The sequence below is a fragment of the Ensifer sp. KUDG1 genome, from assembly GCF_050434285.1.
In the GTDB taxonomy this organism is placed as follows: Bacteria; Pseudomonadota; Alphaproteobacteria; order Rhizobiales; family Rhizobiaceae; genus Ensifer.
Genome location: NZ_JBNDIG010000013.1, coordinates 156,195 through 171,227 on the forward strand (window position 1 = coordinate 156,195; position 15,033 = coordinate 171,227).

The window sequence follows — 15,033 nt, forward strand, 5'->3', positions numbered from 1 at the left end:
TTGGCGACAGGCCGCAATCAGCGTTCGTGGCGGTTGATCACCGCGGGAAGGCGTAACGGTCGACGATCGCCCAGATTTCCCGGTTGACCTCCTGCAGCTGCTCGATCACCTCGTTGATCCGAGCGATCTCCGCCTCGTTGATCTGCTCGATCTTGCCGTACTTGATCGTGTCCTTGCTGTCGAAGATCGCCATCAGCTGCGTGCTTGCCTGATCGCCGGTTTCGTCGAAGGAATAGATGCAGTGGCTATACTTGTTGCGGAGCTTCGCCTGCCGGCCAAGCTGTTGGGTAATCGCGAGAATTTCCTGCCGCTGGGCGGCAGGCGTCTTTCCCATCTTGGTCAGCCGCTCGACGAGTTCGATACGGGCCCGTGTCGTGTTCAGCGTCAGGAAGATGACAATCGCGGTTTCCTTGTCGACCCGGGCGAGGCCGGCGATGAGGTAGATGAGCAAACTCTCCGTATTGGTCCACGTATAGTTGAGTTGTCCGATCAGAAGTAGGATCTCATGAAATCTTGCCATGGGCCCCTGCCAGCGCTTTTGTCCGTCAATGGACGAACGCTAGAATATCCCATTCTGGCGGCGAGTAAATTTGTTCCGGCAGGCGTCCTGCAGACCCTGAAACGCAACGCCCAGCTCTGTCGTCGGCTTGCCGCCAGCGGACGGTTGAGGGCCACATTTTACCTAACCCACGGGTGAAGACATTTCGCCGTCGCCGCTAGCCCGCGGTGGTTAGCCCGAACTGACAACTTACAATGTGTATCGGTTTTCGACAGACTCTCCAGCGCAACCGGCGAGCAGGACGCATCGGGCCTTATGGGGCTAGCACTGCATCGAATGGCAAAATGCCCTTTAGGGAACCTGATCCGGTCCTCTCGACCCAATAGGGGAGAGGCAGCCAGAAGAAAGCAATCGAAATATCGGCATGCGGACGCTGCGGCGTCCAGGAGGAACCATTTTCATTAAGTTCAACATGTAGCCCGCGCATGGCCCAAATCCGCGTATGAGAAGAATGCGGCTCGGCTGTCGCGGCCTCAACTTGAGGTGATCGTTATGAGCAAGGACAAAAATATCCTGTGGCCATGGGATGACAGCCAGTCTCAAGATCAAGACCAGGATCAAGGGCAAGGCCAGGGTCAAGGACAATTGCAGGCGGAGCTGCAGGGCCAGCTTCAGGGGCAGGGACAAGGCCAGGGCCAGGGGCAAGACCAGGGACAGGGCCAGGATCAAGGGCAGGGCCAGGACCAGGGACAATCGCAATACAGCGAGTCCTACAATGGCAACCTGAACGGCAACGGAAACCTGAATGGCAACGGCAACGCCAATGCCAACGGTAACGGCAACCTGAACGGTAACGGCAATGCCAACCTGAACGGCAACGGCAACGCCAACCTCAACGGTAATGGCAACGCCAATCTCAATGCCAACCTCAACGAAAACAGCACCCATGTCGACGTCGACAGCAAGACGACGGTCGACGTGGACGTCGATCTTGACTTGAGCGGCTACAAGCCGTCGGACGACGACTTTGCCGATATCGACAACTCCTCGATCCACGGCATGGCGAACACGAGCTTCAAGGACATCCTGAACGGCTCGATGAACGGCAACAGCAACGTTGCCAACGTGTTCAGCCAGAACGCCATCATGTCGGATGACGACAGCGCCTCGGACATCAACAACAGCGGTACGCTCAACCAGAACGGCAACGCCAATGCCGGCGACGCCCGCTCGGGCGATGGCATCAAGGCCGGCGCCGATGGCGGCGAGGGCGGCAGCAAGGCCTATGCCAACGGCGGTGACGGCGGCGATGGCGGCCACTCGATCGGCGGCTTCGCGGGTGCTGGCGACGGTGACGGCGGTGATTCCACCAACAATGCCGATGCCACCGGCGGTGCCGGGCTTGGCGGTATCGCTGCCAGCGTTGGCGTTGGTGCCGACGGCAGCAGCGGTGACGCAAATGGCGGTTCGGCCACGGCAGGTGCCGGTGGCGCCGGCGGTGCCGGGCTCGGTGTTGGCCTCGGCCTCGGTGTCGGCCTTGGTGTCGGCGCGGGTGTCGGTGGCGACGGCGGCAGCAACGGTGCCGGCAATGGCGGTGAAACGGGCGCGGTCACGAGCGGCCCGGCAGGCGCCTCGGACGGCGGTGACGGCGGTGACGCCGGCGGCTTCGTCCTGCCGATCCTGAACCTTGGTGGCGACGGTGGCGACAGCCTCGGTGGCAACAGCGTGGCGGTTGGCGATACCAGCGGTGCCAATGGCGGCGACGCCGGTGACGCAGGTGATGGTGGCGACGGCTTTGGTGCCGGTCTCGGTGCAGGTGCCGGCTTTGGCGCCGGTGCGGGCGTCGGTGGCGCCGGCGGCGGCGGTGGCGATGCCTATGCCGGCGGTGGGACCAGCGGTGACGGCTATGGTGGCGACGGCACCGGCGGTGCTGCAACCGGTGGTGCGGGCCTTGGCGGCCTTGCTCTCACGGGTTCGTGGGCAGGCGGCGGCGACGGTGGCGACGCCTATGGTGGCCATTCATTCGGCGGTGCCGCGGGCGACGGCGGTGCTGGCGGCTTCGCAACGAACGGCGATGGCGGTGCTGGTGGCAGCGCCGGCATGTGGGGCTCGTACAATGGTGACGACAGCTTCGTCGAAGGGCTCTCCTCGGCGTCGGCCGATGCCGTCATCGACACGAACGCCTTCAACCAACAGATCGTGCTTGGTGCGAACCTGCAGGGCAACACGATCGACATGACGGTTGTTGGTGGGGACTTCACGACCACTGCGGTCGGCGACGACGACAACACCTGATCATGAGGTGATGCCGAACCGCATGCCGCGGACATCGGCATTGAATTGGACTGCGCGGGGAGCCTCTCGCGCAGTCCGGCATGACCCGCCATGCCAGAGGGGACTGCCGGTTACAAGAAGGAGGCCCTGACCTTGTATTCCGCAAAGATCACCGAGGCCATTGCCCATTTCATCGGTCTCTTCGAGCTCTCGGCCGAAGAGGCCCGTCTGCGTGAAATCCACGAGAAATTCGATCCGGATCGCGAGGTCCACAAGGACCCGAAGGAACTGTTGTCCGCGCCGGTCAAGGTGCACGCCCCCTACGATCTCGACGATTTTAACCCCGACGTCCCGTACAAGCCGGTCGGACCAGACATCTTCATGCCGATACCGGACGGCTATGCCGGAGTGTCCTTGCCGGAATATCCCATTTTTGGCGGTTCCTTTGGCCGCGCCAGCACGGAAGCCTTCCTGCAGGGCGGATCGCCGAGATCGGCGGCGCAGGTGGTCGAGCCGCACATCAACCCGCCGGGTTCGGTCGTGGTCTACAGCAACCAGATCGCCGAACTCTCGGACAACGATTTTGTTAGCGTCGGCGGGCATGGATTGACGTCCAGCCTGCAGATCGACAACAGCGCCACAATGGCCGAACTCATCGATGCGGCCCAGCAGATTTCGCTGTTCGGCGACACCGATGTCGCTGGCTCCAGCGATGCGATCTCCAGCTTGGTAACGAACGCGGCTGAAAGGCTCGATGCCTATGCGGCCAGCGGCGAGGCAGAGGCCGAGGGGATGACCGTCAGCCATTTCGTCGCCAAGGCAAGCGCGCTCGAAGGCATTTATGTGAATGGCGTGATCGTCGAGGAAGCGCCGGTTCTCAAGGATCATCTGCCGGGCGCGGACGAGGCCACCGAGACACCGGACGAGCCTGCACTTACGAACGGGCCGGTCGAGGTCAGCGGCGGCGTCGCGTACGGGGAAGGCACCGTTTCGATCAACAGTTCGGTCGAACTGGAGACCGGCAGCAACACGCTGGTCAACTCCGTCGTGATCACCAGCAACTGGCTGCAGGCGGACGTGCTGGCTGTGGCCGGCGACCACGTCGCGCTCAACGCGATCGTGCAGGTCAACGCCTATTACGACAGCGACCTCGTCAGCTCTGCGCTCAGCGGCGGCAGTCCCGAGCAGGCCGCCACCCAGGCGTTCAACATCGCGATGTTCAAGCATGTCGAGCCGGCGCAGGAACCAGCCCATGCGGAAACCGGGGACTTCCCCAAGGCCTGGGCCATCACCGAGGTCAAGGGCGACCTGATGATGGTGAACTGGTTGCAGCAGTTTACCTTCATGTCGGACCAGGACACGGCGATCCTTTCGGCTTCGGGCTCGAAGCTCTCGATCGTCGCCGGCGACAATACCGCCGCCAACGAGGTGTCGCTGCTTGAACTGGGATACCGCTTCGACCTGATCTTTGTCGGCGGAAGCGTCTTCGACGCCAACATCATCCAGCAGACGAATATCCTGCTCGACAATGATCTGATTGGTGCCGTCGGCGGATTCCACACCAGCGGTGCCGGTTCGGTCTCGACCGGTGGAAACCTGCTTTGGAACTATGCCGGCATCGTCGAGGCCGGTCGTGCAGGCCCGGTCAATCCGATGTCGGACGGTTACCTGTCGGCGCTGCAGGACCTGTCGGAAGGCAAGAAGCCGTCGGGCGACGACTTTCTGCACGATCCCGCCTTTGCCGGGCTTCATGGCCTGCGGGTGCTCTACATTTCCGGCGATCTCATTAGCCTCAACTATATCCAGCAGACCAACATCCTCGGCGACAGCGATCAGGTGACGCTGGCGATGAACGCGCTCGAGGCGCGCCCGGATGCGGACTGGACCATTTCCACCGGCTCGAACGCCCTGTTGAACTATGCCGGGATCGTCGATGTCGATACCGGCAAGACCATCTATGCCGGTGGCGGCGCCTATTCGGACGAGGTGCTCATCCAGGCGGAGCTGGTCAAGAACGATCCCTATCTCGGAGGCCAGAATCCGGATGCGCTCGTCAGTGAGGCGGTGATCTTTCTCGGCGACGACATGCTCACGCCGGATTCCGGCCACCAGCCGCAGGACCAGATCTCGCCGAACCAGCACAGCATCGACACGGCCAGCGCCGACCCCATGCACAGCATGGTCGCCTGATGGGAGTGCGGGAGGATAATCATGACCGACCGCACCAATCCGTCTCGGCCGGCGCCCGCCGAAACCGGCGGCGATGCCGCTTCGCGCGTGGAGGAAAAGGAAACACGGTCGGAAACGTCTCGCGCCGATGCCGCGCGGCGGCAGCTTCTTCGCAAACTCAATCATCAAGAACACGTTCTCAATCGTGCCGTTAGGGAGATCGACGGAGTGGCGGACCAGATAAGAAGAGTGGCGGCAACCGACGCCGGCGACAACGGCAATTGGAGCATTTCACCCGCGGGCTCGGGTGTCGCTGCAAGGCCGATACAGGCGGCGGTCACCGCATCCGGCGTCGCGCCGGTGCGTGCCGCAGCGCCGCCGATAGGGATCGCCGAGGCGGTGACGCCGCAGGCGCCACAGACGGCAACGCCACCGGCAGGCGCCGCAGAGACAGGCAACGTCATGCAGCGGCCCTGGCCGCCGAAGACCGAGCCGGTGGCGCGCGTCGAGATCCAGCCCACTCCGCGCGACGAAGCGCCGGTTGAGCGCCGACCGATGCAGGAAGAACGGAGGCCGGAACCGCGCATCGAAAAGCCGGCGGAGAAACCGGTCGTCTGGCCGACGGCGGAGATGAAGGAGAGATATTCTCCGTCGGGCATGGTGGTGATCGAAGCCGATCGCGGACCGATCAAGGTCGAGGCCCGTTCGCCCGACAAGGGTGGCGGATCGTCCGACGGCAAGGGCGGCGGCGGTGGCGGAGGAGGGGGCGCCTTTCACAAACGCCTCGGACCGGTCGATTTCTCCGCCAGCCTCAGGGCCGGCATCAAGGCGATCCGGCAGAACCTGATGATCGTCATGGTGTTCACGATCGCAACCAACGTGCTCGTGCTCGCAATACCGGTCTATCTGTTCCAGATATCCGACCGGGTGCTGACCAGCCGTTCGATCGACACCTTGATGATGCTGACGGCGCTGATCGTCGGCGCCGTGGTGCTGCAGACGGTGTTTGACGGCATTCGCCGCATGATCCTCATGCGCACGGCGGTAGAGGTCGCCGCCCAGCTCGGCGCGCCGATCCTGAGTGCGGCGGCAAGAGCCGCACTCCACAGCAACGGGCGCGAATACCAGACGCTCGGCGACCTGCAGCAATTGCGCTCGTTCCTGGTGTCGGGAACCTTGCTTTCCTTCCTCGATGCACCGATCGCGCCGTTCTTCCTGGTGGCGGTCTTCCTCATCCATCCGCATCTTGGCGCCATCGTCGTCACCTCGGCCGTCCTGCTTTTGATCGTTACGCTGCTCAACCAGCGCGCGACGGCCGCCGGCTTCGGCGAGGCCACCAACTACCAGACCAAGGCAAACCTGCATCTCGATTCGATGTCGCGCAATTCGCAGATCATCAATGCGCTGGCGATGATCCCTGAGGCCGTGCACATCTGGGGCAAGGACATGGCCGGCTCGCTCAAGGCTCAGGTTCTTGCGCAGGATCGCAACATTGCTTTTGCCTCGCTTTCCAAGGCGGTGCGGTTGCTGACGCAGGTAACGATGCTCGGGTGGGGCGCCAATCTTGCGCTTCACGGCCATCTGACGGGCGGCATGGTGATTTCGGCATCGATCATCGCCGGCCGCGCGCTCGGCCCGATCGAGGCGGCGATCGAAGGCTGGCACCAGGTGATCCAGGCGCGCGCCGCCTATGGGCGCATCACCTCGCTGTTGCAGACGTCGCCGCTGAACTTCGAGCGGCTGAAGCTGCCGCGACCCGAAGGACGCCTCGATGTCGAGCGCCTGCTCTTCGTCCCGCAAGGCACAAAGCGCGTCGTGCTCAACGGCATCACCTTTGCGCTGGAGCCGGGCGACTCGCTCGCGGTCATCGGCAGTTCCGGCGCCGGCAAGACGACGCTCGGCAAGATGCTCGTCGGCTCCATCCTGCCGACGTCGGGGAACGTGCGGCTCGATCTCATGGATCTCAGAAACTGGGACCAGCGGCAGTTCGGCGAAAGCATCGGCTACCTGCCGCAGGACGTGCAGCTGTTCCCCGGCACGATCAAGGCCAACATCGCCCGCATGCGCGAGGATGCCACGGACGCCGACATTTACGCCGCCGCCAAGCTTGCCGACGTGCACGACATGATCGCCACGTTGCCGCACGGGTATGAGACGGTGGTGGCGGCCGACGGCTCGCCGCTTTCGGGCGGTCAGAAGCAGCGCGTGGCGCTCGCCCGCGCCTTCTTCGGCAATCCGCGCATGGTCGTGCTCGACGAGCCCAATTCCAATCTCGATACCGCCGGCGAGGCGGCGCTGACGCGGGCGCTGAGCCATGCCAAGCGCGAGAAGATCACCGTCGTCACCATCACCCAGCGGCCCGCACTGCTCAACAGCGTCGACAAGGTCCTGTTGCTCGTCAACGGCACCGTGGCGCTCTTCGGCATGCGCCAGGACGTGCTCAAGGCACTCGCGTCGCGCGGCGTGAATACCGAAGGCAACCCGCTCGAACAAAACCAGCTTCCGTAGGCGATCATGAGCGATATGGCCAAAGTACAGGATCTGACCTGGTACGCGGAGGTCCCGCGTTCGATCTGGCGGCATACGATGATCGGCATGGTACTGATCGTCGTTACCTTCGGCGGTTTCGGGCTGTGGGCCTTCACCGCGCCGCTGGCGGCGGCCGTCATCGCCCAGGGAAGCTTCGTTGCGACCGGGCAGAACAAGGTGATCCAGCATTTCGAGGGCGGGATCATCAAGGAAATCCTGGTCAACGAGGGCGACCATGTCACCGCCGACCAGCCGCTGATCCGGCTGGACGAGACGGCGGCGCTCGCCAACGAACGGCAGTTCTTTTTGAGACGGGCAAGGCTCGAGGCAATCGTCGCCCGGCTCAATGCGCAGGCCAACGGCCTGAAGGAAGTGGCGCTGCCGACGGTCCTCACCGAGAACCTGAAGGACGATCCGGAGGTCGTGCCGATCGTCCAGAGCCAGCAACTCAACTTTAAAACCTGGAGAAGCAAGCTCGACAGCGACATCGGTCTATTGAAGCGAAACATCGAGAGCCTCGAGTTCCGGTCCGAAGGCTTCGAGGAGCAGTTGAAGTCGGTCCGTGAGCAGCGGACACTGCTCGAGGAGGAATATATCGGCAAGAAGACGCTGCTCGCCAAGGACCTGATCCGTAAGACGGAGATCAAGAGCATCCAGCGGGCGATCGCCGATGCCGAGGGGCAGATCGGCCGGCTGATGTCCGAAGTCTCCGAAACCGGCGCCCAGATCCTGAAACAGCAGCAGCAGGTCAACCAGACCGAGGAGAGCTACCGCGAGGCAGCACTCGACGAGTTGCAGAAGGCTGAAGCTGAGTTGGACACGGTGCGCGAGCAACTGCGTGGTGCCACCAATGTTCTGCGCCGCGCGACGATCAATGCGCCGGTGACCGGCACGGTCATCCGGATGCATTTCCACACCTCCGGCGGTGTCATCGAGAGCGGCAAGCCGATCATGGAAATCCTGCCGGCCGACGTTCCGCTCATCATCGAGGCACAGGTGCTGCGCACCGACGTCGACAATATCCGGGTGGGCGAAAAGGCGACGGTGCGCCTGACCGCGCTCAACCAGCGCACGACGCCGGTTCTCAACGGGCAGGTTTTCTACGTCTCGGCGGACGCATTGCCGGTACAGACGCAGGAGGGCACGCGCGAGGTCTATCTGGCGCGCGTCAACCTGCCGGCAAGCGAGCTTGCGAGGGTTCACAACTTCGTCGTGACCCCCGGCATGCCGGCGGAAATCCTGATCCAGACGGCGGAGCGGACCTTCTTCGACTATCTCACCAAGCCGATCCGCGACAGCATGGCACGCGCCTTCATGGAAAACTGAGCGTTTCGCCCGGCGGCAGCACCTGCGGCGTCGCGGTGGGGGCGGCGTGAAACCCGTTTCCGCCCGCCTGCGCGTCGCCTGACGTGCTCGCGTATGATCTACGCCGCCGGCCGTTCGATCGCATTTTCTATGGCCCTGGACCGATGTGCCGGTGTTGCGCTGCGCGCATAGCGCATAGCTGGCCTGCACAAAATCCGCCTACGATTTGGGCAGAAACCCTGTATATTCACCTCATCGAAGCAATGCATCTCCTCCCGCAGAGCTTCGACGGGTGAACGATCTCCTCCTCCCATGGATCGTTCACGAGATCAGCGCCACTCCTCCTCCCAGGCTGCTGATCGATTTTTGAGAGCCTGCCGCTCCTCCCGCGGCGGGCTCTTTTATTTTTCGGCTGACGCTGCCGGCAATTGCGTCCCTCAAGCGACGTATCGGCGACGCTCCGCCCCCCCAACGATCAACAATGCGCTCCCGCCCACGGAACCAAAGCGCCCGGTTAGCGGTTACGCCTGTGGAGGTGCGTGATGTCCATCCGGCACGTGAAATCCGATCTGCAGTCGAAACCCCAGCGCTGGGCGTTTCACCATGGCGCGGGGCGCCTGCGGGCAGGAGACGCGACCCGCAATCAGCCCACGACGGAGGGCCGGCCGGCCCCGGTGGTCGATGCCGGCGACGGTGGCCTCGTCGCGCCGGATCTTTCGGGATCGCTTGCCTCTCATCACAACCGGCAGCCGCCGACGCATGACTATAGCCGCCGGACGGTGGGTCGCGAGGCGCTGGCCTCCATTCGCGACCTGCGCGACGAAGACTGCAGCGGCGGGCCGATCTGGGTCGCCTTGCTCGGCGACAATACGAGCGAAGGCATGCGGCAGTTCATCGGGCTCGTGCTCGCCTTCATCTTCCTTTCGGCTGTTTTCTTCTGGTTCCTTGCCTAGAAGACATAGGGCAGCTGGCCCGGGCATTTTCCAGGTTGACCGTCGATCGCCGAGGCCTAGATAACCGGCGACATCCCGTCCTCCCTCCAATGCCAGCGAGAGCACCATGCACTACAGAACCCTCGGCCGCACGGGCCTGCGCATTTCCGAAATCGGTTACGGTGCCTGGGGCATCGGCAAGAGCCAGTGGCAGGGCGCAAGCGATGACGAGTCCGCGCGCGCCCTCAACCGCGCGGTCGACCTCGGCCTCAACTTCATCGACACCGCACTCGGCTACGGTCAGGGTCACAGCGAGAAGCTGATCGGCGCCTTGCTGCGCGAGCGGTCGGAGACGATCCACGTGGCCACCAAGATCCCGCCGAAGAACATGCAATGGCCAGCGCATGCCGGCACGCCTGCCGAGCAGACCTTCCCGGCCGATCACGTGATCGCCTGCACCGAGACGAGCCTGCGCAATCTCGGCGTCCAGACGATCGACGTGCAGCAGTTTCATGTCTGGTCGGACGAGTGGGTCGGCCGCGGCGACTGGCTGGAGGCGGTCGAGCGGCTGAAGCGCGACGGCAAGATCCGCTTCTTCGGCGTTTCGATCAACGACTACGAGCCGGACAATGCGCTCCGGCTGATCGAGACCGGCGTCGTCGACAGCGTGCAGGTGATCTACAACATCTTCGAACAGGCGCCGGAGGAGAAGCTGCTGCCGGCGTGCCTGAAGCACAATGTCGGCGTCATCGTCCGCGTGGCGCTGGACGAAGGCGGTCTCACCGGCCAGATCCGCGCCGATACCGTCTTTCCCGAGGGCGACTTCCGCGAGACCTACTTTCGCGGCGAGCGCAAGCGCGAGGTCGAGGAGCGGACGCAGAAGATCGTCGAAGACCTGGAAATCAAGCCAGGCGCGCTGGCCGAGACGGCGCTGCGCTTCGTTCTCAGCCACCCGGCGGTATCGACGGTCATTCCCGGCATGCGCTCGGTGCGCAACGTCGAGCGCAACTGCGCCATCGGCGACGGTGCCGGCCTGCCGGATACGCAGCGGGCGAAACTGACCGCCCACCGCTGGCGGCGCAACTTCTATCGGGATTGAAGATCGGCGACCACTCTTTTGAAGACGGGGCGTTGCCCAGGCGCGGGCGCCGGCATCTGTTTACGGGCAGACGTTCGCTTCGGAGGAAGGCAATGTCGGAACGGTCAACGTCCGCTACATGGTAAACGACGTCGAGGCGGCGATCGCCTGGTACACGACCCACCTCGGCTTTTCGCTTCTGTCGAGCTATGCACCGGCTTTCGCGGATGTGCAGCGCGGCGCGCTGCGGCTGCTGCTGAGCGGACCGACGAGTTCGGCCGGCCGGCCGATGCCGGACGGCGAGAAGCCGGGGCCGGGCGGCTGGAACCGCATCCATCTCCTCGTCGATAACCTCGACGCCGAAGTCGAGCGGCTGCGCCGCGCCGGCGTCATGTTCCGCAACGACATCGTCACCGGTCCCGGAGGAGCGCAGATCCTTTTGATCGACCCCTCCGGAAATGTCGTCGAACTGTTTCAACCGGCGCGACGATAGCGACCGCGCGCCCGCTGGTCGTTGATGCGAGCTCCGGATGGGAGCTCAGCCGGCGCTGGTGTCGACCACTTCGAAATCGTGGGTGATCGTCGCGGTCTTGGCGAGCATGGCCGAAGCCGAGCAGTATTTCTCGATCGACAGCGAAACGGCGCGCTCGACCTTGTTGACTGCGAGCCCGCGGCCCTTGACGATGAAGTGCATGTGGATGCGGGTAAAGACGCGCGGCTCCGTATCGGCGCGGTCGGCGTCGAGTTCGACGACGCAGTCTTCGACCGGTTCGCGACCCTTCTCCAGGATGTGCACCACGTCATAGGCCGAGCAGCCGCCGGTGCCGATCAGCACCAATTCCATCGGGCTCGGTCCCGGGGTGCGACCTTCCTCTCCGAAGGCGGTTCCCAAAACGACTTTGTGGCCGCTACCAGACTCTCCGACGAAGGTCCGGTCTTCCACCCATTTGACGCGTGCTTTCATGTGTCTCGTCCTGTTGTAGCCATGGCGTGATCATGGTCCCAAACAGAGCCGATGATCCTCCGTTCACATAGCGTCTTGGAGGGTTTTCGCAAATGGCCCGCGTCCGCTAAAATGGCAACCCGCACCATTGGTGCGGGAGCGGACCACGCGCAAACCAGGCAACAGGTGTTTTGATGAACGAGACGACGGGAAATGCGCCTGACCGTTCCGGCGCGGTGATCCATCCGCCGATCGCCTGGGTGATGTCGGTGGGCGGTGGCCTGGTGCTCGACCGGCTCCACCCGTTGCCGTTCGTGCCCGCGATCGTGCCGGACGCCCTCGCCGGCGGCATCATTTTTCTCGCCGGTCTTGCGCTTTTGATCTGGGCGGCGGTGAGTTTCAGGCGCGCGGGAACCGAAATCCAGATCCATCGCCCGACATCGACGATCGTCGAAGCCGGTCCCTACCGCTTCACCCGCAACCCGATCTATACCGGCATGTTCCTCGGCCTGATCGGCTTTTCCATTCTCTTCGACACTCTGTGGCTGCTGATCCTGCTGGTCCCCTTTTACCTCGTCATCCGCTACGGCGTCGTGGCGCCCGAGGAGGCCTATCTCGAGCGCAAGTTCGGCGACGTCTATCGGGCCTACAAGGCGCGTGTCAGGCGCTGGCTCTAATTGCCCCGGTCGGCGCACGCCCGTAACGACGATCATGCGATGTAGCCGGAAACACCATCCCACAGCAGTTTCAACGCGGTTATCACCAGCAGCCCGTAGCAGGCGCGATAGACCTGGCGCTGGTCCAACACCCCATGGAGCCGCCAGCCCGACCACACGCCGACCGGAATGGTGAGAAGGCAAAGCGCCATCAGGGTCCAGGTTCCGCCCGAAGGCTGCGACAGCAGCAGCCAGGGCACAAGCTTGGTGGCGTTGCCGACGGTGAAGAACAGGCTCGTGGTTCCCGCATAGATTTCCTTGCTGAGACCGAGCGGCAGCAGGTACATCGCGAGCGGCGGGCCGCCCGAATGGGCAACCATGGTGGTGATGCCCGAGGTGAAGCCGGCGGCAACGGCCTTTGGTCTCGAACGCGGATGCGGGGTCACCTCGGCGCCCCGGATGAACCAGAGCCCGACAAAGGCGAGCGTGATGCCCGCCATCAGAATTGCGATGGCCCGATGGTCGAGCGCACGGAACACGAAGTAACCAATGCCGATCCCGATCACCAGCCCGGGCACGAGCAGCATGAGGTCCGGCTTCGACCAGGTCGAAGGCTTCCAGTAGCGCAGCGCATAGAGGTCCATCGCGATGAACAGCGGTGCAAGCAGACCGCCGGCCGTAACCGGATCCATCACGGTCGACAGCAGCGGAATGCCGATGATGGCGAAGCCGCCGCCGAATGCGCCACGCATGAAGCTGATCAGAAACACGCCGGCAAAAGCGACGAGGACGGTCGCAAGGGTCAGTTCCATGGCGTGGCTCCGCGTTGACGCGCCGCGACGCCGAAGCGCCTGCGTTCTCAATGAAAGTGGGTTGATGAAAGGAGAATGATCGCAGATACTGCTCGGTGCAATCTAAACATTGTACTCGGAGCAATAAATGTCTAACTCCGAATATATCAGGCTGGCCGACGCCATCGCCGCGGAGATCGCGAACGGCACGCTGAAACCGGGCGACCGGCTGCCGCCACAGCGCCGGTTTGCCCATGAGCACAAGATTGCCGCCTCGACGGCGAGCCGTGTCTTTTCGGAACTGCTGCGGCGTGGACTTGTCGTTGGCGAAGTCGGTCGCGGCACCTTCGTTTCGGGCGAGACCAGGCGTGGCGCGGAAGCGCTTGGCGAACCGCGTGGCATCCGGACCGATCTGGAATTCAACTATCCGATCCTGCCCGAACAGACCGCGTTGATCGCCAGGAGCCTCGCGGGCCCCGAAAGGCCCGCCGCTCTGGATGTCGCCTTGAGGCAGGTCACCAGCACCGGAACGGCCGTTGCCCGCAGCGTGGCCGCTGATTTTCTGTCGCGGGACGGATGGTGCGCAACGCCGGAGCAGCTCGTTTTTACCGGCAACGGTCGACAGGCCATTGGCGCGGCACTTGCCGCGCTCGTTCCGACCGGCGGCCGATGCGGCGTCGAGGCGCTGACCTATCCCTTCATCAAGGGCATCGCCGTCCGGTTGGGCATCACGCTGGTGCCGCTTGCGATGGACGGCGACGGTGTGCGGCCGGATGCGGTGTTAAGGGCGCATCAGGAGGCCCGGCTGTCGGCGATCTACATTCAGCCGGCGGTCCAGAACCCGCTTGGCACGACGATGTCTGCGGCGCGGCGGAGCGATCTGATCCGGGTCGTCGAGGCGCTCGACCTCCCGGTCATCGAGGATCGCGTCTACAGCTTTCTCGAGGACGACCTGCCGCTTGCGACACTCGCGCCCGAAACCTGCATCGTCATCGACAGCCTGTCCAAGCGGGTCGCGCCGGGCCTGTCGCTCGGTTTCATCGTCTCGCCCTCGCGCTTGCGGGAAAGCATGATGGCCTCGGTGCGTTCTGGCGGCTGGTCGGCCTCCGGTCTTACCTTTGCCGCGGCCCAGCGGATCATGGCGGATGGCACCGTTGCCGAACTGGTCAGGCGGAAGCGCATCGACGCGCGCGCCCGGCAGAGGCTTGCGGCCGACCGACTATCCGGCTTCGATATCCAGTCGAACGAGAACGGCTTCCACCTCTGGCTGACGCTGCCACCCCACTGGCGCTCGCAGAGTTTCGTCGTTGCCGCGGCCAGGCGCGATATCGCCTTGACGCCCTCCACCACCTTCGCGGTGATGCCCGGCCATGCGCCCAATGCGGTCAGACTGGCGCTGGCGACCCCGACGATGGACCAGCTCGACAGCGGCTTGCGCACGCTCGCGGGAATGCTGAATGCGCGGGAGGAGGATCTCTATTCCACGGAATGAGTGGTCCGCGGCGATGAAACCGGTTCGGAATGGTCGCGGCACTTGCGATTTCGGGTGGATGAGCTGGCAGACCAACGATTGATCGTGGCCATGGCAGCTGCCGCTCTGCTTGGGAGGCGTTGCCGGGATGGACTTGAGCGAGCGTCCATCCCGCTGGAACACGAAAGCTGACCTTTCGTGTGGGAAGGTCGGGCCTTATCTCGGCGCGACGATCCCGTGATAATAGTCGCCGTCGCCAGCCTCATAGTCAGCGGTGTAGCCGCCACCGCCACCGCCGGTCTGGGAGCATCCGGCGAGGGCTAGAACCATTGCCAACAGGATTGTTGCGCGCATTTATTCTACCTTTCAGTTGAACTGATCACGAC

At 63.7% G+C, this 15,033-nt stretch carries 13 protein-coding genes; 9 read left to right on the forward strand and 4 right to left on the reverse strand.

All coding sequences use genetic code 11. The annotated features are described in order from the left end of the window. Nucleotides 1–37: 37 nt before the first annotated feature. Entirely contained in the window at nucleotides 38–520 is a 483-nt protein-coding gene (locus M2267_RS27310) for a hypothetical protein (protein WP_052202028.1), read from the reverse strand. Nucleotides 521–1,051: 531 nt separating this feature from the next. Between M2267_RS27310 and M2267_RS27315 the strand changes: the two genes are divergently transcribed. The 7 genes from M2267_RS27315 (at nucleotide 1,052) to M2267_RS27345 (ending at nucleotide 11,279) form a co-directional block, all read left to right on the forward strand. Then, entirely contained in the window at nucleotides 1,052–2,794 is a 1,743-nt protein-coding gene (locus M2267_RS27315) for a hypothetical protein (RefSeq protein WP_043623453.1), read from the forward strand. Between the two features lie 132 nt (nucleotides 2,795–2,926). Then, nucleotides 2,927–4,963, forward strand: coding sequence for a type I secretion protein (locus M2267_RS27320; protein ID WP_429118974.1), 2,037 nt, complete (start codon nucleotides 2,927–2,929; stop codon nucleotides 4,961–4,963). 21 nt (nucleotides 4,964–4,984) lie between these two features. Then, nucleotides 4,985–7,450 carry a type I secretion system permease/ATPase gene (locus M2267_RS27325; RefSeq protein ID WP_429118975.1) on the forward strand — a complete coding sequence of 822 codons (2,466 nt, stop codon included), beginning with the start codon at nucleotides 4,985–4,987 and terminating at the stop codon, nucleotides 7,448–7,450. A 6-nt stretch (nucleotides 7,451–7,456) separates the two neighbouring features. After that, nucleotides 7,457–8,797, forward strand: a complete 1,341-nt coding sequence (locus tag M2267_RS27330) for an HlyD family type I secretion periplasmic adaptor subunit (RefSeq protein ID WP_043623459.1) — start codon at nucleotides 7,457–7,459, stop codon at nucleotides 8,795–8,797. A gap of 521 nt (nucleotides 8,798–9,318) precedes the next feature. Next, nucleotides 9,319–9,729 (forward strand): hypothetical protein, encoded by a 411-nt coding sequence (locus M2267_RS27335; RefSeq protein WP_429118977.1) that lies wholly within the window; start codon nucleotides 9,319–9,321, stop codon nucleotides 9,727–9,729. 106 nt (nucleotides 9,730–9,835) lie between these two features. Then, nucleotides 9,836–10,807, forward strand: a complete 972-nt coding sequence (locus M2267_RS27340; RefSeq protein WP_429118979.1) for an aldo/keto reductase — start codon at nucleotides 9,836–9,838, stop codon at nucleotides 10,805–10,807. Between the two features lie 118 nt (nucleotides 10,808–10,925). After that, nucleotides 10,926–11,279, forward strand: coding sequence for a VOC family protein (locus M2267_RS27345; RefSeq protein WP_429118980.1), 354 nt, complete (start codon nucleotides 10,926–10,928; stop codon nucleotides 11,277–11,279). A 45-nt stretch (nucleotides 11,280–11,324) separates the two neighbouring features. Here the strand turns inward: M2267_RS27345 and M2267_RS27350 are convergent, their stop codons facing one another. Then, nucleotides 11,325–11,750: an OsmC family protein gene (locus tag M2267_RS27350; RefSeq protein ID WP_034787506.1), complete on the reverse strand. Its 426-nt coding sequence runs from the start codon at nucleotides 11,748–11,750 to the stop codon at nucleotides 11,325–11,327. 173 nt (nucleotides 11,751–11,923) lie between these two features. Between M2267_RS27350 and M2267_RS27355 the strand changes: the two genes are divergently transcribed. Continuing rightward, entirely contained in the window at nucleotides 11,924–12,406 is a 483-nt protein-coding gene (locus M2267_RS27355; RefSeq protein WP_429118982.1) for a methyltransferase family protein, read from the forward strand. Between the two features lie 32 nt (nucleotides 12,407–12,438). On the opposite strand, the gene M2267_RS27360 is transcribed toward M2267_RS27355, so the two are convergent. Then, nucleotides 12,439–13,197, reverse strand: a complete 759-nt coding sequence (locus M2267_RS27360; RefSeq protein ID WP_043623476.1) for a sulfite exporter TauE/SafE family protein — start codon at nucleotides 13,195–13,197, stop codon at nucleotides 12,439–12,441. Nucleotides 13,198–13,324: 127 nt separating this feature from the next. Between M2267_RS27360 and M2267_RS27365 the strand changes: the two genes are divergently transcribed. Further along, nucleotides 13,325–14,668 carry a PLP-dependent aminotransferase family protein gene (locus M2267_RS27365; RefSeq protein WP_429118983.1) on the forward strand — a complete coding sequence of 448 codons (1,344 nt, stop codon included), beginning with the start codon at nucleotides 13,325–13,327 and terminating at the stop codon, nucleotides 14,666–14,668. A gap of 195 nt (nucleotides 14,669–14,863) precedes the next feature. On the opposite strand, the gene M2267_RS27370 is transcribed toward M2267_RS27365, so the two are convergent. Further along, nucleotides 14,864–15,001 (reverse strand): hypothetical protein, encoded by a 138-nt coding sequence (locus M2267_RS27370; RefSeq protein WP_402320994.1) that lies wholly within the window; start codon nucleotides 14,999–15,001, stop codon nucleotides 14,864–14,866. Nucleotides 15,002–15,033: the final 32 nt, after the last annotated feature.

Coding starts and splice junctions, on each gene's coding strand:
- M2267_RS27350 (WP_034787506.1), bottom strand. CDS start 11,750: ATGAAAGCACGCGTCAAATGGGTGGAAGACCGGACCTTCGTCGGAGAG.
- M2267_RS27355 (WP_429118982.1), top strand. CDS start 11,924: ATGAACGAGACGACGGGAAATGCGCCTGACCGTTCCGGCGCGGTGATC.
- M2267_RS27330 (WP_043623459.1), top strand. CDS start 7,457: ATGAGCGATATGGCCAAAGTACAGGATCTGACCTGGTACGCGGAGGTC.
- M2267_RS27345 (WP_429118980.1), top strand. CDS start 10,926: ATGGTAAACGACGTCGAGGCGGCGATCGCCTGGTACACGACCCACCTC.
- M2267_RS27315 (WP_043623453.1), top strand. CDS start 1,052: ATGAGCAAGGACAAAAATATCCTGTGGCCATGGGATGACAGCCAGTCT.
- M2267_RS27340 (WP_429118979.1), top strand. CDS start 9,836: ATGCACTACAGAACCCTCGGCCGCACGGGCCTGCGCATTTCCGAAATC.
- M2267_RS27325 (WP_429118975.1), top strand. CDS start 4,985: ATGACCGACCGCACCAATCCGTCTCGGCCGGCGCCCGCCGAAACCGGC.
- M2267_RS27370 (WP_402320994.1), bottom strand. CDS start 15,001: ATGCGCGCAACAATCCTGTTGGCAATGGTTCTAGCCCTCGCCGGATGC.
- M2267_RS27335 (WP_429118977.1), top strand. CDS start 9,319: ATGTCCATCCGGCACGTGAAATCCGATCTGCAGTCGAAACCCCAGCGC.
- M2267_RS27360 (WP_043623476.1), bottom strand. CDS start 13,197: ATGGAACTGACCCTTGCGACCGTCCTCGTCGCTTTTGCCGGCGTGTTT.
- M2267_RS27365 (WP_429118983.1), top strand. CDS start 13,325: ATGTCTAACTCCGAATATATCAGGCTGGCCGACGCCATCGCCGCGGAG.
- M2267_RS27310 (WP_052202028.1), bottom strand. CDS start 520: ATGGCAAGATTTCATGAGATCCTACTTCTGATCGGACAACTCAACTAT.